Origin of the sequence: Ilumatobacter coccineus YM16-304 (genome assembly GCF_000348785.1) — a bacterium.
GTDB lineage: Bacteria > Actinomycetota > Acidimicrobiia > Acidimicrobiales > Ilumatobacteraceae > Ilumatobacter_A > Ilumatobacter_A coccineus.
In genome coordinates, this window is record NC_020520.1 from 791,839 (window position 1) to 816,340 (window position 24,502).

The 24,502-nt window shown below is 67.1% G+C and carries 20 protein-coding genes; 11 read left to right on the top strand and 9 right to left on the bottom strand.

Features of this window, described 5'->3' with window-relative positions; translation table 11 throughout:
• The first annotated feature begins 240 nt into the window (after nt 1–240).
• The 4 genes from YM304_RS03650 (at nt 241) to YM304_RS03665 (ending at nt 6,647) form a co-directional block, all read left to right on the top strand.
• Nucleotides 241–1,098 carry a methylenetetrahydrofolate reductase gene (locus tag YM304_RS03650; RefSeq protein ID WP_015440287.1) on the top strand — a complete coding sequence of 286 codons (858 nt, stop codon included), beginning with the start codon at nt 241–243 and terminating at the stop codon, nt 1,096–1,098.
• 25 nt (nt 1,099–1,123) lie between these two features.
• The gene (locus YM304_RS03655) at nt 1,124–3,208 is read left to right on the top strand and encodes an acyltransferase family protein (RefSeq protein WP_041297971.1); all 2,085 of its coding nucleotides are present in this window, start codon (nt 1,124–1,126) and stop codon (nt 3,206–3,208) included.
• A 99-nt stretch (nt 3,209–3,307) separates the two neighbouring features.
• Nucleotides 3,308–5,533, top strand: a complete 2,226-nt coding sequence (locus YM304_RS21910; RefSeq protein ID WP_015440289.1) for an acyltransferase family protein — start codon at nt 3,308–3,310, stop codon at nt 5,531–5,533.
• A 112-nt stretch (nt 5,534–5,645) separates the two neighbouring features.
• Nucleotides 5,646–6,647, top strand: coding sequence for a malate dehydrogenase (locus YM304_RS03665; protein WP_015440290.1), 1,002 nt, complete (start codon nt 5,646–5,648; stop codon nt 6,645–6,647).
• 67 nt (nt 6,648–6,714) lie between these two features.
• On the opposite strand, the gene YM304_RS03670 is transcribed toward YM304_RS03665, so the two are convergent.
• The 5 genes from YM304_RS03670 to YM304_RS03690 form a co-directional block, all read right to left on the bottom strand.
• Nucleotides 6,715–7,704 (bottom strand): SGNH/GDSL hydrolase family protein, encoded by a 990-nt coding sequence (locus tag YM304_RS03670; RefSeq protein WP_015440291.1) that lies wholly within the window; start codon nt 7,702–7,704, stop codon nt 6,715–6,717.
• A gap of 14 nt (nt 7,705–7,718) precedes the next feature.
• Nucleotides 7,719–8,912 (bottom strand): multidrug effflux MFS transporter, encoded by a 1,194-nt coding sequence (locus YM304_RS03675; protein WP_041297974.1) that lies wholly within the window; start codon nt 8,910–8,912, stop codon nt 7,719–7,721.
• A gap of 183 nt (nt 8,913–9,095) precedes the next feature.
• Nucleotides 9,096–9,818, bottom strand: a complete 723-nt coding sequence (locus YM304_RS03680; RefSeq protein ID WP_015440293.1) for a phosphorylase family protein — start codon at nt 9,816–9,818, stop codon at nt 9,096–9,098.
• Nucleotides 9,819–9,863: 45 nt separating this feature from the next.
• A complete protein-coding gene (locus tag YM304_RS03685) occupies nt 9,864–10,718 on the bottom strand; it encodes a DNA-formamidopyrimidine glycosylase family protein (protein ID WP_015440294.1) in 855 nt (284 codons plus the stop codon).
• 130 nt (nt 10,719–10,848) lie between these two features.
• Entirely contained in the window at nt 10,849–11,250 is a 402-nt protein-coding gene (locus YM304_RS03690; protein WP_015440295.1) for an SCP2 sterol-binding domain-containing protein, read from the bottom strand.
• Between the two features lie 51 nt (nt 11,251–11,301).
• On the opposite strand from YM304_RS03690, the gene YM304_RS03695 reads away from it, so the two are divergent.
• Together YM304_RS03695 and YM304_RS03700 are read left to right on the top strand one after the other, a co-directional pair.
• The gene (locus tag YM304_RS03695) at nt 11,302–11,973 is read left to right on the top strand and encodes a hypothetical protein (RefSeq protein ID WP_015440296.1); all 672 of its coding nucleotides are present in this window, start codon (nt 11,302–11,304) and stop codon (nt 11,971–11,973) included.
• Between the two features lie 90 nt (nt 11,974–12,063).
• Nucleotides 12,064–12,873 carry a DUF3097 family protein gene (locus YM304_RS03700; RefSeq protein WP_015440297.1) on the top strand — a complete coding sequence of 270 codons (810 nt, stop codon included), beginning with the start codon at nt 12,064–12,066 and terminating at the stop codon, nt 12,871–12,873.
• A gap of 113 nt (nt 12,874–12,986) precedes the next feature.
• Here the strand turns inward: YM304_RS03700 and YM304_RS03705 are convergent, their stop codons facing one another.
• Nucleotides 12,987–13,541 carry an RNA polymerase sigma factor gene (locus YM304_RS03705; RefSeq protein WP_051071304.1) on the bottom strand — a complete coding sequence of 185 codons (555 nt, stop codon included), beginning with the start codon at nt 13,539–13,541 and terminating at the stop codon, nt 12,987–12,989.
• Nucleotides 13,542–13,635: 94 nt separating this feature from the next.
• Nucleotides 13,636–14,352 (bottom strand): glycerophosphodiester phosphodiesterase family protein, encoded by a 717-nt coding sequence (locus YM304_RS03710; RefSeq protein ID WP_015440299.1) that lies wholly within the window; start codon nt 14,350–14,352, stop codon nt 13,636–13,638.
• 26 nt (nt 14,353–14,378) lie between these two features.
• On the opposite strand from YM304_RS03710, the gene YM304_RS03715 reads away from it, so the two are divergent.
• Nucleotides 14,379–17,651, top strand: a complete 3,273-nt coding sequence (locus tag YM304_RS03715; RefSeq protein WP_015440300.1) for a BTAD domain-containing putative transcriptional regulator — start codon at nt 14,379–14,381, stop codon at nt 17,649–17,651.
• Here YM304_RS03715 and YM304_RS03720 read toward each other — a convergent pair.
• Complete coding sequence (locus YM304_RS03720; protein WP_015440301.1) at nt 17,564–18,916, bottom strand: patatin-like phospholipase domain-containing protein; 1,353 nt, start codon at nt 18,914–18,916, stop codon at nt 17,564–17,566. The genes YM304_RS03715 and YM304_RS03720 overlap by 88 nt on opposite strands.
• Nucleotides 18,917–19,044: 128 nt before the next feature.
• Between YM304_RS03720 and YM304_RS21915 the strand changes: the two genes are divergently transcribed.
• The 4 genes from YM304_RS21915 (at nt 19,045) to YM304_RS03740 (ending at nt 24,127) form a co-directional block, all read left to right on the top strand.
• Nucleotides 19,045–20,181 carry a CHAT domain-containing protein gene (locus YM304_RS21915; protein ID WP_051071305.1) on the top strand — a complete coding sequence of 379 codons (1,137 nt, stop codon included), beginning with the start codon at nt 19,045–19,047 and terminating at the stop codon, nt 20,179–20,181.
• Nucleotides 20,178–21,407, top strand: a complete 1,230-nt coding sequence (locus YM304_RS03730) for a hypothetical protein (protein ID WP_015440303.1) — start codon at nt 20,178–20,180, stop codon at nt 21,405–21,407. Before YM304_RS21915 ends, YM304_RS03730 begins: the two co-directional genes overlap by 4 nt.
• A gap of 199 nt (nt 21,408–21,606) precedes the next feature.
• Nucleotides 21,607–22,710 carry a hypothetical protein gene (locus YM304_RS03735; protein WP_015440304.1) on the top strand — a complete coding sequence of 368 codons (1,104 nt, stop codon included), beginning with the start codon at nt 21,607–21,609 and terminating at the stop codon, nt 22,708–22,710.
• A gap of 187 nt (nt 22,711–22,897) precedes the next feature.
• A complete protein-coding gene (locus YM304_RS03740; protein WP_154723295.1) occupies nt 22,898–24,127 on the top strand; it encodes a putative metal-binding motif-containing protein in 1,230 nt (409 codons plus the stop codon).
• A gap of 101 nt (nt 24,128–24,228) precedes the next feature.
• Here the strand turns inward: YM304_RS03740 and YM304_RS03745 are convergent, their stop codons facing one another.
• Nucleotides 24,229–24,411 carry a twin-arginine translocase TatA/TatE family subunit gene (locus YM304_RS03745; RefSeq protein ID WP_015440306.1) on the bottom strand — a complete coding sequence of 61 codons (183 nt, stop codon included), beginning with the start codon at nt 24,409–24,411 and terminating at the stop codon, nt 24,229–24,231.
• Nucleotides 24,412–24,502 lie beyond the last annotated feature (91 nt).

Consider the following 24,502-nt stretch of genomic DNA (forward strand, 5'->3'; position numbering starts at 1 on the left):
AGCGGGAGGTACCGGACTCGTTGCGGCGACCCGGGCCTGTGGAATCGAGGCGGAAGATCATCGAGTGGCGGAGGCGGAGCAGGGGGAGTGCGGAGACGATGTGAAGGTGACGTCGACCGAGGAACGAGGGAGGTCACCAAGCATCGGTCGCAGTGCTCCCCCTGCGCAGCCGGACAGAAACTCGGAATAGTTCCGCACCGTGGAACCGTTTCGCGTCAATCTGTCGTAAATTCGACGGTCATGGCTCGTATCGGTGATCTGCTCGCCGCCAAGCGCACGTTGTCGTTCGAATTCTTCCCGCCCAAGACCAACCAGGCGCGCCTCACGCTCGGCAAGACGGTCGGCGACCTCGAAGCACTCGAACCCGACTTCGTCTCCATCACCTACGGCGCCGGCGGGTCCGATCGTCACCGCACCGGCGACGTCGTCGGCTGGATGCGCGACGAGACCACACTCGAACCCATGGCCCACCTCACGTGCCAGGGGCACACGCGCACCGAGGTCGCGAGCCTGCTCGTCGACTACCGCAAACGCGGGGTCGCCAACATCCTCGCCCTCGGCGGCGACGCACCCGCCGACGGCACGGCCGGCAAGAGCGACTACACCTACGCACTCGACCTCCTTCACGACGTCGCCGCGTCACAGAGTTTCTCGATCGGCGTCGCCGCGCACCCCGAGGTGCACCCGCGCAGCGAATCGCGCGCCGCGGATCGTCGACATCTCGCCGACAAGATGCGTCTCGCCGATTTCGCGATCACGCAGTTCTTCTTCGAGGTCGAGCACTATGAGCGACTCGTCGACGAGATGGCCGCGCTCGGCATCGACAAGCCCATCGTCCCGGGCATCATGCCGATCACCAACAAGGCACAGATCAGTCGCATGGCCGAGATGTCGGGCGCGGCGCTCCCGACGTGGCTGGTCGACCGGCTCGGGTACGTCGACGACCCGGTCCACGTTCGCCGTCTCGGCATCGAACTCGCCAGCAAACTCTGCAACGATCTCATCGCGGCGGGCGCCCCGGGCCTGCACATCTACACGCTGAATCGTTCGGCGACCGCGAAAGAAATCGTCGCAAACCTCGAACTCGCCACCGTCTGAGCGATAATGGCGCCGTGATGGGCCGATGACCGGGACACTTGATGCCAACGTGCGCGGCCCCGGATCCGGCGGTGATGCCACCGATGCCGACGTGAGCGTCGGTACACGACGGGCCCGAGACCGCCAGATCAGCCAGGTGCCATACCTGCCCGGGCTCGACGGGCTGCGCGCCGTGGCCGTGGTCGCGGTGATGATCTACCACGCCAACTCCGACTGGCTGCTGGGCGGCTACATCGGCGTCGAGGTGTTCTTCGTCATCTCCGGCTACCTCATCACGCTCCTGCTCATCGCCGAGCACGAGCGCACCGGTGCGATCGACCTGAAGAGTTTCTGGATCCGCCGATTCCGACGGCTCCTGCCAGCGCTGTTCCTGATGATGCTGCTGCTGTCGGTGTGGGTGTCGCTGTTCGAACGTGATGCGCTCGGCAAGCTGCGCGGTGACGTGATCGCCGGTGCCTCGTACTTCTCGAACTGGTATCAGATCTTCATCGGGGCCGGCTACAGCGCCGGCAACGACTTCGCCCCGCTGCGCCACCTGTGGAGCCTCGCGGTCGAAGAGCAGTTCTACGTCGTGTGGCCCATCATCATGCTGGCGTTCGTCCGCTTCGGCGCCCGCCGCATCGCCGGCGTGGCGCGGTGGTTGTTCCTCGGAGCGATCGTGGTCACCGTCGTCGTCGCACTGCTCGACTACACCGGAGCGCAGCAGACGCCCGAGCTCACGCCCGACGCCTACTGGATGCTCGGCGACCGCCCGATCTCGAAGCCCGACGCGCTCTACCTCTCCACCCTCAGCCGCTCCGGCGGCCTGATGCTCGGCGCCGCGTTCGCCATGGTGTGGCGTCCCACGGCGGTCATGCGCGGCCCGCTACGCAACAAGGCGAAGATGTTCGACGTCGGTGCCGGCGTCGGTTTCGGCATCCTGCTCGTGCTGGCCTGGGTGATGAGCTTCGACCCGTCGCAGGGTGTGCACGGCTTCCTGTTCAAGGGCGGGCTGTTCCTCACCGGGTTGGCGACGTTGGCGATCATCGCCGCGATCACCCACCGCGGGGCGAAGACGGGGCACCTGCTCTCGAACCCGGTGCTGCTCTGGATCGGCACCCGGTCGTATGGCCTGTACCTGTACCACTGGCCGATCTACCAGATCATCCGCAACATCGCCGCCAACAAGCTGCAGTTCCACGAGTTCGTGCTGGCGATGGTGGCGACGGCGATCATCACCGAAGCCTCGTATCGCTTCGTCGAGACCCCGATCCGCAAGGGGAAGCTCGGCGAACTGTGGCGTCGCCGCGGCGAGCTCGGTCGGTCTGGCGGTGCGGGGGGCCAGCAGCGCCCCGTGCTGATCGGCGGAGCGATCGCGCTCGTACTGAGCTTGTTCGCGGTGGGCAGCATGGCCACCGCCGAACTGAAGCAGAACAGCGTGCAGACGCAACTCGATGCCAATGCCGAGTTGGCGTGCAATCTCGCCACCGGTGAGAACTGCGACACCGAGCCCGACGAGGCCGCAGAGTCCGAGCCGGACCCCGATCCCGACCCCGCTGAGGACATCGACGGCGAACTGCCGGTCGAGGAGACCCCGGTCGATGACCCAGCCGAAGGTGAGGTTCCGGTCGAGTCCGAGACCACGACGGTCACCACGGTGCCCGCCGGGCCCACTCGCTTCGCCGTCGGCGACTCGGTGATGTTGGGTGCGCTGATCCCGCTGCAGACCCTCGGCTTCCAGGTCGACGCGCTCGAGAGTCGTGCGTTCGTCAACGGACTGGATCTCGTCGAGACGCTTGCTCGTGAAGGTCGTCTGCCCGACCAGATGGTGATCCACCTCGGCACCAACGGCCGGATCTCCGAATCGCAGATGGAGCGCATGGTCGCCGCAGTCGCCGAGGTGCCCGAGGTGGTGCTGGTCACCAACGACGTCGACCGCGACTACACCGCCGGCAACAACGAACTCATGTATTCGACCGCTGCGGCGAACGACAACATCAGCGTGCTCGACTGGCAAGGTCTGGTGAAGGCGTGCGAAGGCGACTGCCTGGAGAACGACGGCTTCCACCTGAAGCCCGACGGCCAGCAGTACTACGCCGACGTCATCGCCTTCCAACTCGGCATCGAGTGAACCGGTTGCAGGTGGTGCCGATCGCATCGGGCGCTTGATGAGATCGTGAATCGCTGGTGACGCGACATCGCGGCGCCGCTCGGTGATACTGGGACGTTCATGACGACGTTCGCGGCGCCGCCTGCGTCCCCCAAGGTCGACTTGCGGGACTTCAATGCTCACATCAGTCGCGTCCCGTACCTGCCCGGGCTCGACGGCATGCGAGCGCTCGCCGTCGTCGCGGTGATGATCTATCACGCCAACTCCACGTGGTTGCCCGGTGGCTTTCTCGGTGTCGAGATGTTCTTCGTCATTTCGGGCTACCTCATCACGCTGCTGATCATCGCCGAACGCGAACGCACCTACCGGGTGTCGCTGGTCGACTTCTGGAAACGTCGAGCCCGCCGTCTGTTGCCCGCGCTGGGCGTCCTGCTGCTGCTCGTCACCGTGTACACCGCGATCTTCGAACGAGAAGCGCTCGGACAGTTGCGCGGCGACGTGATCGCCGGCGGGGTCTACGGATCGAACTGGTATCAACTGTTCGTCGGCCTCGGATACACCGCGGCGTTCGACTTCGCGCCGCTGCGGCACCTGTGGAGCCTGGCGGTCGAAGAGCAGTTCTACGTCGTGTGGCCCGTCGTGATGGTCGTGCTGCTCGGGCGACGCAGCACCCGCAAGATCGCCAACGTCAGCCGGTGGCTGTTCCTCGCGGCGATCGTCATCGCGATCATCACCGCCCTGCTCTACCACCCGGGCGTGATCGGCGAGCCGGAGCAGACGCCGGAGGCGTACTGGTGGATCGGCGACCGGGCGATCTCGAAGCTCGACTTCCTCTACATCGGTTCGTTCTCGCGAGCGGCCGGGATCCTGCTCGGCGCCGCGTTCGCGATGATCTGGCGGCCCTACGCCGTTGCTCGCGGTCCGCTCGGCCGCAAGGGTCCGCTGTTCGACGTGGTGGCGCTGCTGGCGCTCGCCGGGTTCGCGTGGATGTGCTGGAACATCTACCTCGTCACTCCCGAAGGCGTCGCCGACGGGCGGCTGTTCAAGGGCGGCCTGTTCCTGTCGTCGGTGCTCACGATCTTCGTGATCGCCGCCGTCAGCCATCCGGGTGCCCGCTCGAACCGGGTCCTCGGCAACCGCGTCCTCGTGTGGATCGGCGTGCGCTCGTACGGGCTGTACCTGTTCCACTGGCCGATCTATCAGGCGATCCGTGGGTTGGCGGGCAACAAGCTGACGGTCAACGAGTTCGTCGTCGCGATGATCCTGACGGTGATCGTGACCGAGCTGTCGTTCCGGTTCGTCGAGACACCGATCCGTACGGGCAAGTTCATGGAGATGGTGCGCTCGGCACGACGGAGCCCGAACCCGGGTCGCCGCCGAGTACTCGTCGGGGCGCTGGCGGGTGGCACCGCGATGACGTTGTTCGCCGGGGCGACGTTGGCGACCGCGGATCTGAACCAGAGCGAGATCACCGAAGACCTCGACACGGCGCAGGAAGCGACCGTCGACCTCGCCTCCGGCGGCGCAGGTCTCGGCGACGGACCGCGACTCGAGCCGACGGTCGACCTGCCGACGACGCCGACCACGCTGGCCGACATGGACGGGCGCGTCGTCGACTTCGTGCCGGTCACGACGCTGGTTCCGGTGCCGACCACCGTGCCGGAGAACGCCGAGACCGGTGGCGAGGAAGGTGCTGGCGAGGAGCCGGCGCCAGCGACGACCGTGCCGACCGAAACCGATCCGGCCGACGAAGCCCCGGTGGTTCCGGCGACCACCGAACCGCCGGCTCCGCCGTCGACGGGGCCGGTGCAGGTGGGCGTCATCACCGATCTGTCGGCCGTCACTCCGACCGGTATCCCGGCCCCGGCCAACACCGCCGCCACCGCCATCTCGGTCATCGCGCTCGGCGACTCGGTGATGCTCGGCGCCGCCGAAGAACTCCAGGCGCGTGGCGTCGTCGTCGATGCGGTCAAGAGCCGCCAGTTCTCCGCGTTCCTCCCCGAACTCGAGGTGATTCGCCAGAACCAACTGCTCGGCTCGGTCGTGGTCGTCCACCTCGGCACCAACGGCCCGTTCCCGCAGACCTCGCTCGACCGGATGATGGAACTGCTGTGGGACGTGCCCGCCGTGATCTTCATCACCAGCAAGGCCGACCGCGACTGGGTCGCAGGCAACAACGAGAAGGTTCGAGCGCTCCCGCAGGACTGGCAGAACGTGAGTGTCATCGACTGGGAAGTCCTCGGCGCCACGTGCCCGGGCGACTGCTTCTACGACGACGACATCCACCTCAACCAGGCCGGGCAGAACTACTACGCCGACATGGTCGGCACCGTCATCGGCATCTGACCCCCCGAGTTGATGACGTTGCTCCCGGAGCGATGTCACCAACTTCGTCGCTGACGACCGTCACGTCCGTCGCATTGGTGGCGCTTCCGATTGCTCGCCTAGCCTCTCCACCATGACTACTCCAGTGCGTGTTGCTGTCACCGGGGCCGCTGGCCAGATCGGCTACAGCCTCCTTTTCCGTATCGCTTCGGGCACGATGCTCGGCCCCGACACCCCGGTCGACCTGCAGCTCCTCGAGATCACGCCGGCGCTCGGCGCGCTCGAAGGTGTGCGCATGGAGCTCGACGACGGTGCCTTCCCGCTGCTCAACTCGATCACCTGCACCGACGACGCCGATGTGGCGTTCGGCGACGCCGATGTGGCGATCCTCGTCGGCTCGATGCCGCGCAAGGCGGGCATGGAGCGCGCCGACCTGCTCTCGGCGAACGGTGGCATCTTCAAGCCGCAGGGCGAAGCGCTCAGCCGCTCGGCCAAGAAGGACGTCAAGGTCCTCGTCGTCGGCAACCCGGCCAACACCAACGCCCTCATCGCGATGAACAACGCGGCCGATCTCGACCCGGGCCGCTTCACCGCGATGACCCGCCTCGACCACAACCGGGCGATCAGCCAGCTCGCCACCCGCCTCAACAGCCAGGGCGAGTCGGTGTCGGTCAACGACATCAAGAAGATGACGGTGTGGGGCAACCACTCGGTCACGCAGTACCCCGACCTCTCGCACTGCGAGGTCGCCGGGAAGAACGCCCTCGAACTGGTGGGCGATCAGGAGTGGTACGCCAACGAGTACATCCCCACCGTCGCCAAGCGTGGCGCCGCCATCATCGACGCTCGCGGGTCGTCGTCGGCAGCCTCGGCTGCGTCGGCTGCGGTCGACCACATCCGTGACTGGACGCTCGGCACCCCCGACGGCGACTGGGTCTCGATGTCGGTGCCGAGCGACGGCAGCTACGGCGTGCCCGAGGGCATCATCAGCTCGTTCCCGTGCGTCTGCAAGGACGGCAACTACGAGATCGTCCAGGGCCTCGACATCAACGACTTCAGCCGCGAGAAGATCGACGCCTCGGCCGCCGAGCTCGTCGGCGAGCGTGACGCGGTGACCGAGCTCGGCTTGATCTGAGCCTTCGTTCGCAGCGCGACGGCGCCGGTACTCGGTACTCGGCGCCGTCGCTGCGGCGAATCTCCCGCTAGGAGGCGCAGCCGTCGGCCGGCTGCGTTCGCTCGACGTACGACGCGAGCACGTCGAGCACCGCGTCCGCCTTGCGTCGCTGCCCTTCCTGATCGGGATGGAATCCGTCGGGCCCGGTGAAGGTCCCGTCCTCGGCCCGTCCGGGGAACTCGTCGTACAGGGCCGGGTCGCCTCCGACCGCATCGTCGGCGCGGAGTGGCGAGTCGAGCAGCGGAACGGCCATCAGGCCGATCGCCCGCAGCTCCTCGTTGAATGCGTCGATGTCCGGGTTGAGCTCAGGGAGGCGATCGTCGATGGCCGTGCTCACGTAGTTCATCGGCAGTACCAGAGCGTCGAGTCCGTACGAGCCGATGGTGTCGAGGATGCTCTGGAGGTCGGCGATCGCCCGCGCGACGTCGCCGTCGCTCTCCTGCAGGTCGATGAAGCTCGGTGCGAGCAGCACGAGTGTGCGGTCGAGCACGGCCGGGTCGATGCCGTCGAGCACTGTCACGGAGTAGCCGTTGAGGCGCAGCCGGGGGTCGGGCCCCCAGGCGTCCCAGGTGCCCATCGTCTGTCCGCGCTGCGCCTCGTTGACGACGCTGACCCCCGCCGTCGTGTCGGTGCGGTCCCGGTCGGCGAGCAGCTCGGGCCAGGCGACCAGATCGATGCCGTCGTCGGGTCGGAACGTGAAGTCGGTCGAATTGCCGAACACCAGGAGTTGGTCGACGCCGACGTCGGTCAGCGTGCACGGGCGAGGCGCGGTGCTCGTCGGGGCCGGGAGTGTCGTCGTCGAGGTCGTCGTGCTGCTGGCCGTGGTCGCGGTCGTGCTGGCGGTCGTGCTGGTCGTCGGAGCGGCCGTGACGCTGCTGGCTACGGAGTCTGCCGGCGACGATGACTCACTCGAACCCTGGGCGCCGCACGCCGCAGTCGCGAGCAGCAGCGCCGTCGTCGCGACGACCCCGATCGACGTCGGCCCGTGTTTCCTGTGGACCTGGACCGAAGGCAACATGGTCGAGCGACGGGTCAGAGGGAGAGACCGGGGGAGCGGCGGCGGACGACGAGCACCGACACCCACGACAGCGTGCACAGGATCGCGACGCCGATCGCGAACGGGGTCGTGGAGTCGCTCACCTGAGCGCTGACGATCGTTCCGAGCACGGCGCCGCCACCCATACGAGCTGCGCCACCGAACGCCGAGGCGGTGCCGGCGATGTGGCCGACGGGATCGAGCGCCGCGGTGTTGAGGTTGGGCATCAGGAACATGAACGACGACAGCGTGAGACCGAGGAGCGGAATGTAGATCCAGAAGCTCGGGTGCCCGTCGGCCATCACCGACACGATCACCGAGATGATCGTGAGCCCGACCGTGATGAAGTAGACCTTGCTGATCAGACCGTGGACGCCGAAGCGAGCGACCACGCGACCGTTGACGAGCGCACCGCCGGCGAACAGCACGGCGATCAGGCCGAAGATGATCGGGAACTGCGCTTCGCGATCGAACACCTCCGAGATGATCAGTTCGCTGCTGGCGAGGTACGTGGTGAACACGCCCTGCAGGAAGATGCTGGCCATCGTGTAGCCAGCCGTGACTCGTGTGCGGGCGACCTCGGCGTAGCCGGTCCACGACTCACCGAAGCTCAGGGGGCGCTGGTCTTCGACGGCGAGTGACTCGCGAAGCCGCAGGCTCCACAGCGCGATCAGCACGCCCCAGACGGCACAGAACCAGAAGACGAAGCGCCACGGAAACACGGCGATGATGCCGGTGCCGACGCTGGGCGCCAGCACGGGGACGAGCATGAACACGGCCATGATCTGCGACATGGCCTTGGCCATCGCCAAGCCCTCGAAACGGTCGCGGATGATCGCGGTCGACACGACTCTCGACCCAGCGGCGCCGAGGCCCCACACGAATCGCGACACGAGCAGGAGCGTGAACGACGGCGCCAGCGCAGAGCCGATCGCTCCGACGAGGTAGATGCCGATGCTGATGTAGAGCACCGGCTTGCGACCGAAGCGGTCGGCCACCGGCCCCCAGACGACCTGGGCGAACGCGAGTCCGAGGAAGAAGACCGTGATGACCTTGCCGGTCTCGGGTGACCCTTCGCCGAGGTCGAATGCTTCGCGGATGTCGTCGAACGCGGGCAGCATCAGATCGATGCCGAGCGCCATCAGCGCCATGATCGCCGAGAGCAGCGTGAGCAACTCTCGGGGCTTCATCCGGTACTCCCGCGCCGGCCGCGAAGGGGCCACTGGAGGAGACAGAGTCATTCGGCGAACCTAACGAGACGAATCGCTCGGTTCGATGGCGGAGAGCACACGTCACATCGATCTGGAGACACAATCGTCGCCACCAGTTCGCGACGGCCAGCGTCGCAGTGTGCCGTCATGGGCAGTCGCGGATCAGCCCGAGACCGCGACGCGGCAACCGATCTCCATCATCTGGTCGACGCCGCGCTTCATGTCCTCGTCGGAGATGCGAACGGTGTCGCCGTCGCCTTCGCCGATCATGTCGCTCACGGTCATGAGGGCGAGTGCCTCCATACCCTTCATCGCTCCGACGACGTACATCATCGCGGCTTCCATCTCGACCGCGAGATGGCCGAGCGCCTTCCAGGTGTTGAACTTCTCCCAGTTGGGTTCGTAGAAGAGCCCGGACGTGACGATCGGGCCGATGTGGACCTTGCCCATCGAACCCTCGCGAGTCAGGCGGGCGGCTTCCTCGACGAGCGAGAAGGTGGCGGTCGGCACGATGCCGTCCATCTGGCTGAGCTGTCGGGGTGCGTGATCGTCGGCGGCGGCGGTGAGTGCGATGACGGTGTCGCCCATCGACATGTCGTCGGCGAGGCCGCCGCAGGTGCCGACGCGCACGAGGCGTTTGGCGCCGAGTTGGGCGAGTTCGTCGAAGACGATGCCCGCAGACGGCGCGCCCATGCCGGTGGTCTGGACGCTCAGCGGCTTGCCTTCGAAGGTGCCGGTGAATCCGAGCATGCCGCGCACTTCGTTGACCTGCTTGAAGCCGGGGTCGAAGAAGGTCTCGGCGATGTACTGCGCTCGGACGGGGTCGCCGGGGCACAGGACGTTGGGGGCGTAGTCACCGGGCTCGGCACGAAGATGAATCGGCATACGAGAAGGTTACGCGGCTCCGGGAGCGTCGTAACCAACTTCTCGCTACTTCAGGAATTTGCTGGTCGTGTTGTCGGCGAGGATCTTGCCGTTGGTCTGGCAGGTCGGGCAGTAGTTGACCGTGTAACCGGAGTACTCGACGGCGCGGATCGCGTCGGGCCCGTGCTCGTCGGATCGTGGACAGGGCTCACCCGTCTGGCCGTGGGCGTTGCTCGGGCGGTCCTTCGACTTGCTCATGTCGCTCCGCCCGCGCTCGTACTCCAACCCTTCAGCGGCGCACACGGCAATGGCCTCGGCGACCTTCGTCGCACCCTCGAGGCCCAGCTTCTTCGTGGTGGCGAACGGCGAGATCCGCGCCTGCCAGCAGACCTCGTTCGCGAGACGCCGACCGATCCCGGCGACCGATCGCTGGTCGCGGAGGAAGCCGTGCACTCGCATCGACTGTCGGGCGAACAACTCGGCGAGTGCTTCCGCCGGCAACCCGACGGCCTCGGGTCCGAGTTTGTCGATCGGCGGCGACGTGTCGAGTTCGCCTGCGGCAACGCACCAGATCCCGGCGCGCCGTTCGGTGCCTTGCTCGGTGAGGAGGAGCGGCGGGACGTCGTCGCCGAACGTGAGTCGTGCCTGACCGCCGCGTGGCTTCTTCGACATCTTCTCGTCGGGGAGGAGACGACCACCTTGCATGAGATGGATCACCATCGTCAGCGGTTCGAACTCGATCAGCAGGTACTTGCCGCGGCGACCGATCGACACGACCGGATGGCCGTACGCGGCGTCGGGTGGCGGCACGGCGGTCTTGAGCGCGGTGAAGTTGAACGGGTGCAGCTTGGTGAGCACCTCACCGACGTAGTCGGCGGCGAGTCGTTCGGCGTGTGCTTCGATCTCCGGCATCTCCGGCATGACGAGAAACTACCCCCACGCCACACACCCGCCGTCGTCCCGATGTTTCCCCTGGACCAGGTCGAAAAGAAACAAGCGGATGTTTCCCTCGGACCGGGTCGAAAAGAAACAAGCGGTCGAGGGTGGCCGGCTATTCGTAGACCGTGCGGTCGCGAACCGATGCGAACACCGCATCGAGCGCACCGAACACCGGCTGCGAGTCGAGCAGCTTCTGTTGGTCGCCGAACAGGCGGATGTGCCCGTTGATGAACGCTTCTTGCGCGTTGAGTTCGCCGGTGGCGACGTCGACAGCGGTCTTCCACGACTGCTCCATCTTGACGTGCTCGGGGTCGGCAGGCCCGGCGCCGAACGCTGCCTCCCCGTCGCCGACGACCAGGTGGTAGGTCACGTCCCCCTCCGGACCGTCGCTCACGATCTGCGTGACGCCGATCGAATGGTGCTCGGCCACGTCGCGCATGTGCTCGCTCGCGGCGACCTCGGCGGTCAACGCGTTGATCCAGTCGAGGCTCAGATAGCGGATTTCGTTCGACACGTCACACAGTCTGCCTGATCGGTGGGCCGACGGATACGTAGCCTGCTCGTCGTGGCCGAGTGGACCGATGGACGACATGCGGATGCATCGGTCGAGGAGTGGGTGTTCGCGGCGTGGACCGACGACGCGTCGCTGGGTGTCGTGTCGGGGCATCGGCTGGTCGGTGTGACGTCGTGGTATTGGGCGGCGTTGGCCCGTCCCGGTCGGCCCCTGCTCCACATCACCGACTTCGAGGTGCCGGTGCGCGCCGACCCGTTCATCTTGAAGGGTGAGGCGATGTGGGCCGAGCACTTTCGTGACGCACCGATGGAGCAGTGGTCGGTCGGCAACGAGACGTACGCTGCCTCGCTCGACGACCCGATCGAGGCCCTGGGACGGGCGTACGGCGATCCGACGCCGATCGCGTTCGACCTCGAGTGGTACGCCACGTCGCGGCCAACGGCGATCGACGACCTCGCCGGTGCCGACGACGGCTACGAGCAGGTCGGCGTGGTGCACGGCGTGATCGAGATCATCGGCGAACCGAAGATCGAACTCGCCGAGGTGCCCGCGCGCCGGTGGCATCGGTGGTCGCTCACCGAGTCGTTCGGCGTGATCGCCCACCCGATCGCCGCCGCCCACTCAGGCGCCCGCGCCCCGTTCGTGTTCCCCGACGGCACGCGCACCGACATGGTGCTCACCGCGACCGGATGGGCCGAACGCCGACCCGCCCGCACCGACTGAACCTGGTTACAACCATCCGGGATGGAAATAACCAGGTTGGTGTGCCGCGGCGGGGGTGGGTGGTCGTGGCATGCTCGACGCTCGACTTCTATGGGATACAGCAATGACGTGCTCGACGACTTCGAGCAGCAGAAACGAGCGCCGCGCTACCCGGACGTGACGGTGGAGATGGGCATGCTCGTCGAAGACCGATCGAGTCACTTCACCGGTGACGTCGTGCGGTGGAGCGCCGAAGGTGTGACCCTGCAGGATCGCCACGACTACGTCCGCCACTTCGGTTGGAAGCCCGGCGGCTTCCTGATCGAGGGCAAGCCGGTCACGCTCGTCCGCCCGCCCAAGGTGAAGACGGTGACGCAACGCATCACCGCGTCGGGCTCGGTGGCCGGCGACGGCCGTGCCAAGGTCGCCAAGGCCAGCCGTATCTGGGTCGAAGGCAAACACGACGCCGAACTGCTCGAACACGTGTGGGGCGACGACCTGCGCGAGCTCGGCATCGTCGTCGAACCGCTTCACGGCGCCGACGATCTGGCCGCGGCCGTCGCCGACTTCCAACCGTCAGAGCAGCGGCGACTCGGGGTGTTGCTCGACCACCTCGTGCCAGGTTCGAAGGAGACGCGCATCGCAGAGACCGTCCGCGACGCGAACGTGCTCATCACCGGGCACCCGTTCGTCGACGTGTGGGCCGGAATCCGGCCGAAGGTCGTCGGACTCGAGGCCTGGCCCGACATCCCCTTCGACCCCGACGTTCCGTGGAAGGAAGGCATGTGCCGGGCGCTCGGGGTGCAGTTCGAGGGCTTCTGGCCCAAGCTGCGCAACCAGGTCAAGACGTTCGCCGACCTCACTCCCGAACTGATCGGTGCGGTCGAGCAACTCATCGACTTCGTCGCCGAAGCCGGCTGAACCGCAACGCGGCGCGGCGGAGTCGCCCGCGCTCTCAGCCCCGGCGGCGGACGTGCCGGACGTTCCCCCGTCGCCACGTCCCGACGTGAGCAGGCGGTAGCCCATCACCGAGGTCATGCGACGGAAGCGAGGCGCTCGCGGATGCTGCTCATCGCCCGGCTGTTGTGCGTCTTCACCGAACCGGGACTGATCGACAACGCGATCGCGGTCTCGCGTTCACTGAAGCCGGCGAGATGGCGCAGCGTGAACACCTGGCGTTGTCGCAACGGCAGGTCGCCGAGGCATCGGTGGAGCGTCCGCGCGTCGTCGCTGCGGACCGCTGCGTCGGCGGTCTCGTCGTCGGCTGCCACATCGACGCTGACGTACCAGTAGCGACGGGCGACGACGCGCCGGCGCAGTGTCGATCGGGCCTCGTTGAGCACGATCGAGCGAAGGTAGGAGAGTTCCCGGCCCGGTCGGGGTCGCACGGTGAGCATGGCGAAACGAACGAACGCTTCTTGCACGACCTCCTCGGATGCGTGTTGCGTGTCGACCAGACGGCGTGCGGCTCGACACATCGCATCGAACTGCGTGCGATACAGCGCCTCGACCATCGCCGGCCAGTCGGTCGGTTCGCCCGAACCGAGATCCATCGTTGCCCCCACTGCGGTGTCCCCCATCTGTTGCATGGGGACCACTGTCCGAGGTGGCGGTTTCCATCGAGTTTCCGTCGCCTGGACAGGCGTGTAGGCGTCGATGCTCCACCCAGCACGCGCTGGTGGTTCAGGGGGACTCGCGCAGGGCGGGAGCGACCGCGGCGTAGTCGTCGACCACCAAGCCGGTTGCCCCAGCGGCACGAAAGGCGCGGGCGGCGGCGGCGTCGTTCACCGTCCAGACGTGCACGGCGACGCCGCGCTGCACGTTGCGGCGGATCACCCAGCCCCGAGCGATGGGGGCGAAGAGTTGTACGCCCTGCGCCGCCCGCCGTCGCCAGAAGACGAGGTCGAAGCCGATGAGCGCGCCTTCGAGCAGCGAGGCGTTGGTGGCCAGATCGGGGAATCGCCGGCGGAGACGGCGGAGCACCCGAGTGTGGAACGGCGCGCTCACGCACAACCGCTCGCGATGCGGATATCGCTCGATCAGGGCGACGAGTGCGTCTTCGCACTGCACGCTCTTGAGTTCGATGTTCCAGCGCGCCTCGGGGAACTCGGCGAACAGTTCGCTCAGCGTCGGAACGTCGGCGCCCGCGAGCTCACGCGTGTCGGCGAGCGTTCCGCTGAGAAACCCGCGTTTGCGGCCGAACACCGCATGCATCGAGAGGAGCGTGTCGTCGGGAGCTGCCACGACGTCGACTTGAAACGCCCGGAAGCCGAGCTCGGCGGCGCGACGGTATGCGGTCATCGACCCAGACGACGCTCCCGACGCCGTGTCGCCCGCGTGACTGACGAGCATGAGCGGCTCGGCGCACTCGAAGAACGGGTGCGCGTCATCCACTGTCACGCCTTCTGACTACTCTCGTTCTTCGGATGGCGCAAGTAGCGGGGGTGAGCGAGAGCGATCTCGATGGCAACCGTCTCGTCGTCGATGTCTTCGGGCCGACGGTCGTGCGAGTCGATGGTCGGCCCGTCGAGCTCGGTCGCAAGCAGGTTCGTCAGCTGGTCGCCGCGTTCGCTGTTCGGCGTGACTGGGTCTCGGCTGATGCGCTGATCGATCATCTCTGGGCCGACGCTCTGCCGGCCCACCCGCGCAAGGCGCTGAACGTCGCGCTCTCTCGTCTTCGGTCTGCACTGGGCGGTCTCGGCGAACGTCTCGAAGTGGCGGGCAACGACTATCGACTCCGCACGGATTCGGTCGACGTCGAGCGGTTCACCGAACTCATCGAATCGGCGCGAGGGCTCGATCGACGGGCAGCGGTCGAGGCGTACGAGGAGGCACTCGCACTCTGGACGGCCCCGCCGTTCTCCGACGAGTTCGAGTCTCCGGCGGTGGTCGCTCGACGGCTCAGCCTCGAAGAACTCCGCTGGTTCGCGACCGTTCGTCTCGCTGAGCTGTGTAACGAGCTCGGCGAACCCGAGCGGGCCGTCGAAGTCTCCGCCCGCCTCGTCGACGACAGCACGGTCCGCGAGCGAGCGGTCATCGCGCATGCGACGGGGCTCGCGATGCTCGGCCGGAAATCGGAGGCGCTCTCGATGGTCGCCGCTGCGGTCAGCGGGCTCCGTGACCAGCTGGGCCTCGAACCGTCGCCAGGGTTGCTCGCCACCGAGCAGGCGCTGCTCGCCGAGAGCTTCGAACTCGAGGCAGGCTCGGTGAAGCGGGTCAGGCCCGACACCGGTGTGTTCGTGGGGAGAGCCGGTGAGCTCGAGACGTTGAAGGCGGTCGAGCCTGGGCGAAGCATCTCGGTGATCGCCGAGGCGGGCACCGGAAAGACGGCGCTCCTCGACCGTTTCGGTGAGCTGGTGGTGGACGCTGGTGGCGTGGTGGCTCGGGTCGACGTCGTGGCGACTCCGGAGCGCCCGCTCGACACGATCGCCCACCTGTGCCTCGCTCTGTGCGAGTTGCCGCCGCCATCGGGCGAGCTCGACACCACGGGTGAGTTCGCTGCGGCACTCGCGAGGATCTGCCCCGAACTCGGGATCCCACGGTCGGGTTCGCTGACTCGCGACGCACTCTTCGACGACCTCACCCGATTCGTCGAACGGCGCGGCCGTCAAGCCGTGATCATCGTCGATGACGCGCATTGGATCGACAGCGGATCGGCCGAGGTGCTGTCTCGGCTCATCCATCGAGGTCGGCTCGCCATCGTGGTCGGCTTGCGTCCGGTTGACGACCACCGCTTCGACTTCCTGCAGGTCGCCGACGAGTCGCCGGTGGAGCGCGCTGACGACGCACCGGCCGGTCGTTGCGAACCGCTGCATCTGCAGCCCGTGGAGCGGAGCGATGTGGTGGCGCTCGTGGCCAGCCGCTCCACGCGAGCGGTCGACGACGCGTTCATCGATGATCTCATTCGTGCGTCGGGCGGCAACACGCTGTTTCTGCGGTTGCTGATCGACCGCTGGGTCGAAGGACGGGCGTCCGACGACGAGTTGCCGTCGTCGATCCTGGTCACCGTCAGCGAACGCCTCGATCTGTTGGCGAAGTCGGTCGTCGACACGCTGCAGGTCGCTGCCGCACTCGGCTCGACCTTCGAACTGCACACGATCCGCCAACTCCGGCCGAACGTCGACGCCGACCTCCCGGCCGCAGTGGCTGCCGGCATCATCCGCGTCGACGCGGCGTCCGAATCGGCATCGTTCGTCCACGCGGTGGTCGCCGACGCGTGCTACCAATTGCTCGGCGAAGGCCGACGGATCGCGATCCACGAGGACATCGCCTTCGTGCTCGAGGGCGACCGAGCCGCCCAGGCAGAGATCGCTCGCCACCATGTCGCTGCGGCGCCGCTCGATCCCGAACGGGCTGTGTGGACGAGCATCCGAGCAGCGTCGGAGTTCATCGTCGGTTTCGACTGGGAAACTGCCGCCCAGCATCTCGACACTGCGGCGTCATTGGTCGACGAACTCGACCTCGACGACGTGTCACTCCGTGCTCACGTGCTCGTTCGGCGCGGCGCGGTGGGTCGCGCACTGTCGTCGACCGACTATCTCCACGACCTCTTCCACGGCGCCGAGTTGGCGCGAGAGGCCGGCGACGACGAACTGTTCGTCGTGGCGGTCACCGAGATGTGTGGCCACGGCCAGACCACCCGCGCCGGCGATCTCGACCCGCGAGTGGCCGGTCTGCTCGATGAAGCGCTCAGCCTCTCGATCGCCCCGGCGCTTCGAGCCGAGCTGTGCGCGGCGAGCGTTCCGCTGTTCTCCACGTCGAATCAGGCCGATCGCGGACGAGCGCTGTATCACGAAGCCTGGCGCATCGCTCGCGACCTCGGGGACACGTTCGTCGAGTCGGCAGTCATCGGCCACGCCCATCTCGGCTTCGCCCATCCCGACGACTTCGAGTTGCTGGCGGGAGCGGCCCAACGGATGACCGACATCGCGGGGAACGACGCGGACCTGATCTGGGAAGCGGCGTTCGTGCGTTTCGAGTGTTCGGTCATCAGAGGTGATGCGGCGGCGGCGCAGCAGGCGATCGACGAGATGCGTCTGTACACCGGAAAGGTCGGTCGTCGACCGCGCGACTTCGGTATGGCGTTCAGTGAGAGCGCACACTCGCGACTGCGCGGTGAACTGGAAGCGGCCGAGCGGCACGCAGAGTCCGCGCTGTCGATCGGGCTCGAGCGCTTCGACGCGACCTGGGCGCTCACGGTGTACGGGCTGCTCCTGCTCGGTATTCGTCGAGAGCAAGGGAGAGCCGGCGAACTCGAGGCGGCGATCGCCGAGATGCTCGCCGGACAGCCGGACTATCTGCCCTTCCACTCCGTCGCATCGGTGGTGGCGGTGGAGAGTGGTGAGCTCGATGTGGCGCGCGCTCACATCGACGTGCTCGCCCGCGACCGATTCGGTGGGATCGTGCGCGACGTGCACTACACATCGGTGATTCTCCTCGCGGCGCCAGCGGTCGCATCGGTCGGCGAACAAGGCGAGATCGAGGCGCTGGAGGCGTTGCTGCGTCCCTTCTCGGGGCGAATGAGCTGGAACGGTGCTGCCAGCGATGGAGCGATCGACGGCGCCCTCGCGCTGCTGGCCTCCGCACGTGGCGACGCCTCGGCGGCGGAGCGCTACCGGCTCGCCGCAGCGTCGCTCGAGTCTCGATTCAGACAATTGCGTTCGGAGATCTCGACGTCGGCCCAGACGCACGCGAGTTGACCACCGGTTCCGAAGGTCTCGTCGAGCCACTCGAGCCCTGCCGCGATCTCCGCAGGGTCGAGCGTTCGCCTGACTTCGAGCGTCGAGATGAACCCGACCACGATCGCGAGGTCGGCCACGGCGTAGTTCATCGAGGTGAGGCTCATCGAGCGGACTCGGGACTGCAGTTCGGCGAGTTTGCGTCGCTCCAACGAGTCGTCGACGACGGGTTGTTTCGCGGCGCTCGATCCGTCGCGGAAGGTGCGTGACGGGTCGGGCGCGGCCGGCGGCAGCACGTTCGGCGACCAGAGCCGCGCGTACTGCCCCGGGCCCAGATCGACGAGGTCGTTCACGTAGGTCGCTTCGAGGCTGACCTTCAGCCAGCGCCCGAGCAGCGAGAGCATGCTCACCGACTGGAGCGACTGTGCGATCCTCGAGTTGCTCGTCATGTGTCGTACCGCGTCGACGGCGAACCATTCGCCGCCGCTGCGCCAGGTGTCTTCCGGTCGTCGGCGAATCGTGGTCGACACCTGCTCGCCGAAACTGCCCGACACGCCGCCGTCGACGAGCACCTCGCGGCGCAGTGCACGCGGCGCCCGAACGTGCCCGGTTCCCGGCAGCGCCGTCGATGCCTTCGCCGCGTCGGCGAGGCTGTAGCCCGAACCGAGGGCAGTGCCGTAGACCGGCTCGAACGGCTCCCCGCCAGCCGTGAAGTAATAGGGGAGCCCAGAGGCGAGACCCGAGGCACAGATCGTGTGACGTCGGGTGGACGCAACGCTGTCGAGCGGTGTCGTCCGACCCTGCGTGACGACGTCGACGACATCGCGCTGGTAGGCGCCGGCGAGCCGGCGCACGAGATTGAGTCCGAGTGGGAAGATCGAGATGCCGATCACGACGGACCACGGCGACTGCGACATCGCTTGCGGCCCGACCACGCCGAGAGCGGCGAGGAGCAGCCAGCCGAGCGCCGCGAGTGTGACGACGCCGAGCAGCGCGATGATGCATCGCTTGGTCGTGCGATGCGGAAGCAGTCGGTCGTGTCCGATCCGGTTGCGGACCTCGGCGAGTCGGGCGGCGGCCTCGGCGGGTGTGTCGGTCGCTCCGGCGAGCGCGGCGTTGAGGATCGAGCCGCCGCTGACCGACACGATCTCGTCGATGTCGTCCCACTTGTCTGGTCGCCGTCCGACGCCGTGCTCAGGGAGTCCGTCCGACCACAGGAAGTAGCTGATCGCCCCGATCGATCCGAGCGTCGCTCGATGGCTGCCTCCCGAGAGCAGCAGCCTCATCGCACACCTGAGTGGTTGCCCATCAGGGGATTGTTGCTCATCGACGCGTGTCAACCGAACCGGTCGTCGCCACGTCAGTGTGGGCCGATGAACCCGAACGTACCGCCGATCTTCTACCTTCTTGCAGAATGACCGACACAACCGCACACCCAGGTGTCGCTCCGCCGGACCCTGCGCCGGTGTTGCTCGCCGGCTCGTCGCCGGTCGACAAGGTCGAGTTGGCGATCGATGCCGAGTTCGACCTGATCGAGAACTCGGTCCAGCTCGGAAGCCACCGACAGCACCTCCGGATCGTGCTGAGTCGAGACACCGAAGCTGGCGAACTCGTCGCCAAGATGCTCGGCGAGAAGCCGTCGGTCGTGCACTTCTCGGGTCACGGCAATCAGCAGTCTGAGCTGTTCTTCGAGAACGAGCATGGCCAGTCGGTGGCGGTCGGGGTCGATCAGCTCTCGAAGATGTTCGCCGGGTTCAGCGGAGTCGTCCGGTGTGTCGTCTTGAACGCGTGCTATTCGGTGCCGCAGGCCGAGGCGATCGCGCACCACGCCGACTGCGTCGTCGGCATGTCGGACCGCGTGTCGGATGCAGCGGCGCACACGTTCGCGACGAACTTCTACAAGGCGATGGCGAGCGGACGCGACGTGGCGACCTCGTTCGACCTCGCCGTTGTGAACATCGATCTCGCCGGCATTCCGGAGGCGAAGACGCCGGCGTTGTTCGGTCGGGAGCGGGCCGCGATGCTCGTGTTCGACGGACAGCAGGTCGACGACAAGGAGGTCACGACCTCGGTCGTCGCCGGGATCGAAGCGATCGCGCGGCAGCTGTACGAGTCGGAGTACCTGTCGTTGGTGCGGCTCGCGAGCACGATCATCGACAGCGTGTCGGTCTGCGAGGGGATCGTGCAGGAGGCGTTCGTCGAGATCCTCACGACCGAGATGAGCCCGATCGTGACGGGCGTGGACGGTGTGCTCGCCGTGCTCCGGAAGCTGGTGCTCGACATCGCACAGGATCGTCGAGACGTCGCTCAGCAGTTGTTCCCGGCCCAGCTTCCTCCGACCGCGACCTCGGCGTCCGACGAGGTGACCAAGGTGCTGCGGGCGATCCAGTCGCTCGCACAGGACGAGGCTCAAGCGCTGGTGCTGTCGCAGTTGTCGAAGCTCGACCCGGCGACGATCTCGTCGACACTCGGCATGGAGCAGGGCCATCTCGACGAGACGATCAGAATGGCACTCGACAACGTCGGCTCGCTGCTCGAGGCACTCGGATGAGAAGCGACGAAGAGCTCCGACCGGTGATGGCCCGCATTCGTGCGGCCGTCGACGAGCGCACCGCTGGCGTCGTCGTGTCACCGCCACCGTTCGAGACGATCCTCGCACGCGCCCAGGGCCAACCGCCCACGCCGCCCACCGCCGCACCGCTGCCGCTTCCCGCCGTCGCAAGCGGGCCCGGTGGTACCGCTGCAGGGACCGGCGCTGGAGGGACCGGTGCCGCAGGGGCGGCGGTGGGCGCGAGCACGCTGCCGGCCGCCTCGTTCGTTCCGGTCCCCTCGCTCGGGGGCGCCCGCGTCGTCAGGAATCGCATCGACGCCCCGGCGCCAGAGACCTCGGCTTCGGTGCCGAGCGGCACCGGGGGCCGTCGCCGCGGATCGCTCGCGGTGAAACTGCTCGTCCCGGTCGTGGCGGTCGCCGCAGCCGCAGTGTTCTTCCTGGTCCGGGGCGGGCAAGAAGACAGCACCGACGCACAGCCGGCGACGGACGGCGTTCGAGACGCAGTGCAGCCCGACGTCGACACGACGGCCGAAGCGCCCGACGACGGCGATCCTGCGGAACAGGACGACGAGGCCGAAGCACCAGACGACGGCGGTCCGGCGGAACAGGATGACGAGGCTGGTGCCGACGCCGATCGAGATGCGCTGGGAGATCCCGGTGATGAACCCGCGGGTGACGACGTCGTTGCCGCGTCCGACGATGCCGCGAACGACGTCCAGCCGGGCGTCGAGTCGGCGGACGATCCGGTCGTCGTCGACGCCGAGCCGGCCGTGGAGCCGGTCGTGGAAGAACCATCCTCGAGCGAACCGTCCGCCGAGGAGCCGGTCGGCGAAGACGCCCCGGCGCCGACGGCCGAAGAGCAACCGGCGCCGAACACCGAGGCTGCGTTGGACGAACGACTGCAGCGCCGAGCCGAGATGTTCATCACCTCGCTGGTCGATGTCGATGCTGCGGCGTACGAGACGTTCTTCGGCCCGCAATGCGATCGGGAACAGGCCGGCCGCATCGTGGATGACTTCGATCGCTACGCCGAGATGTGGGCAGGCTTCCGTCCGCGGATCACGTCGTTCATCTCGGGGCCAGACAGCGGAACGACCAGCCTCGTGTATTTCATCGAGGAGGCGGGAGGGGACTTGGGAGCGTCCCTGCCGTGGGAGTTCATCGACGATGAGTGGTATCCCGATACCTGCGACGTCAACGCCACGGTGTTCGGCCGGGGAGGCTGAGCTTGCAGGCTGTGCGGCCTGACTCGAAACCCATCTCATGCAGCCGACACCGACCGGCGATTCGCGTCGGCGAGCGACGGGTCGACGGTGCGTCGTACCGCTTTCACGTGATTCGCGTCAACCGATCGACGAGGTGCGGCGTCTGTGTTGCTGATTCGGAGCCGATGGGGCTCCGTTCGACTGAAGGGCACAGATCATCATGACGAAGAACAGCGCGAGCGCCAGTCGGCTGCGAAGCCGATGGGCAGCGATCGGGGCAGCAGTGGCCGTCACCATCGGGGCTGGTGGACTCGGCCTCGTCAACGCTCAGAGTGCAACGAGCGACGGCCTCACCTACGTCCCGCTCACACCATGTCGCCTCGCCGACTCTCGGCCCGGAACCGACAACGTCGGGCCGTACGACGAGCGGATCGGAGCGACCACGCAGAAATTCAGCTTCGACGGCCGCGGCACCAGCGGCGACTGCGCGCTGCCGGCGAACGCCGAGGCACTCACCATGAACGTGACCGGGATCCAGCCCGACGCGAACAGCTTCTACACGCTGTATCCGGAGGATCTGGCATCGCCACCGCTCGCCGCGCACCTCGTGCTCGGCGCGCTGACGGTGACCGAGAACGAAGTGACGGTCACGCTCGACGACGACGGGGAGTTCACCCTCTTCAACAACGCCGGGACCAGTCACGTGGTCATCGACGTGCTCGGAGCCTTCGTCGGAGCCGAGCGCACATCGTGCGACACGACGGCGATCGTGCGAGGCACCGCCGGGTTCTACATCGGCGACGCGGGTGTGTTCGTCACGTTCGATGATCCGTTGCCGACGGCCACCTACACGCTCTTGATCCAGACGAACAACACCGGTGGCTATTCGACGACGACCGAGGCGACGTACTTCAACCCGTTGAAGAAGACGGCGACCGGTTTCCAGATTCAGCACAAGACCACCGACGACGACACGCCGCTCGCGGTCGACCAGAGCGTCGGACTCGATTGGGTGGTCATGTACGACGGTGACGAGTGTGCGACTTCGGACTCGTCCACGATCGTGCGCGGCACGACCGGCTTCGGCATCGGTGATGCCGGTGTCGTGGTCACGTTCGCCGATCCACTGCCCGATGCCGACTACAGCCTGTTCATCCAGCCGAACAACAACGGCGGGTACTCGACGACGACCGAGGCGACGTACTTCAACCCGTTGAAGAAGACGGCGACCGGCTTCCAGATTCAGCACAAGACCACCGACGACGACACGCCGCTGGCCGTCGACCAGAACGTCGGCATCGACTGGATGGTCGTCTACGACTGATCCAACGGCGTCCTGACGTCGTTCAGGCCACCCCGTGAAATGTGAGCTCACCGCGCCGAGATCGGCGCGGAGGGCTCACATTTCCGCGTTCGGCCTGGTGCGCCGTGTCAACCAGTTCGACGCGGTCGGCGTCTGGAGAGGTGACGGGGCGATCAGCGCCTCGCACGACGAACCGGGAGACACGATCATGCTTGCAACGAGAACGACGAGGGCGAGGTGGGCTGCACTCGGCGCAGCCGTCGCGATCACCGCCGGTGCGGGAGGGCTGACGTTCGTCAGCGCAGCCGACGGCGACGGCGGCAGCACCTTCGTGCCGATCACGCCGTGCCGCATCGGAGACAGCCGGTCGGCGCCGAACAACGTCGGTCCGTACGAAGGTCCGATCGGGCCGGCGGCGGAGTACACGTACGACGGACGTGGGACGTCGGGTGAGTGCGAACTCCCCGACGACGCCACGGCGCTGTCGGTCAACCTCACATCGGCAGCGGCGTCGGCGCGGAGCTTCTACACGGCGTACCCCACCGGTGAGACGCGGCCGCTCGCGGCACATCTGGTCCCTGGCGCAGGAACACCGGTGACCGAGAACGGCGTCCAGGTCGCGCTCTCCGACGACGGGAAGTTCACGGTCTACAACAACGCCGGCACGAGCCACGTCATCATCGACGTGCTCGGTGTGTTCGTGCCGAGCTCCGGCGGCGGGGTCGCTGGCCCAGCCGGTCCCGCTGGACCCGCTGGACCGGCCGGACCCGAGAAGGAACTGTTCTCGCCCGACGGCGACGGCGACGGTTTCGGTGGCATCTACGTCAACGCCGGGCAGATCCAGCTCGCCGTGACGGCGCCGAGCGGGTTCGGGCCGATCGGCGACTGCGACGACTTCGACCCGGCGATCAACCCGGACGGCACCGAAGTACTCGACACGTACCAGGACGAGGACTGTGACGGCTTCCAGCTGCAGACGCTCTACACCGACGGCGATGGTGACTACTGGGGCGTGGGCGCGGGCACCCCGACCGAGGTCGACACCAACACCGGACCGCCGGCCGGGCTGACCTCCAACTTCGGTGACTGCGATGACGCCGATCCGTCGATCAACCCGAACGCGTTCGACGTTCCCGGCGACGGGATCGACCAGAACTGCGACTCGTACAACGAGCCGCTCAGCGACGGGGACGGCGACCTCGAGAACCTCGGCCTCGACCACTACTTCGGGAGCCAGTGCAACGACGGTGTCGACAACGACGGCGACGGCAACGTCGACTACGACTTCGGCTTCGGCGGTGGAGACGGCGAATGCGACAGTGAGTTCGATGCGTTCGAAGGCGATTGCGACGATGGCGATCCGACCGTGAACTCGGCGGCGACCGAGACCGCTGGGGACTTCGTCGATCAGAACTGCAACGGCGACGACGACACCTGAGTCACCGAGCCGTCGGGAAGTGTGAGCTCACCGCGCCGAGATCGGCGCAGAGGGCTCACACTTTCGCGTTCGGCCTCACACTCAGCACCGGCGGCGGACGCTCAGCCGTTCGTGTCGGCGGTGGCGTCGCTGGAGGCGTCGGCCGGCTCGTCGTCGCCGTGCAGTGCGTTCTTGAGTTCCTTCTGCGCCAGGCCGAGGTTGCGGGCCAGCTTCGGGATCTGCGAGCCGCCGAACAGCAGCAGGATCACAACCACCAGGACCATTCCTTCGGATCCGCCAAGCATCGTGTATCTCCTTCGTCGCGGGCACGACGTCTGGCGGCTGTCGGAGTCGCCCGGTGTCGCCCCGGTCGGGTGTCTGAATCGTCGGCGAGAG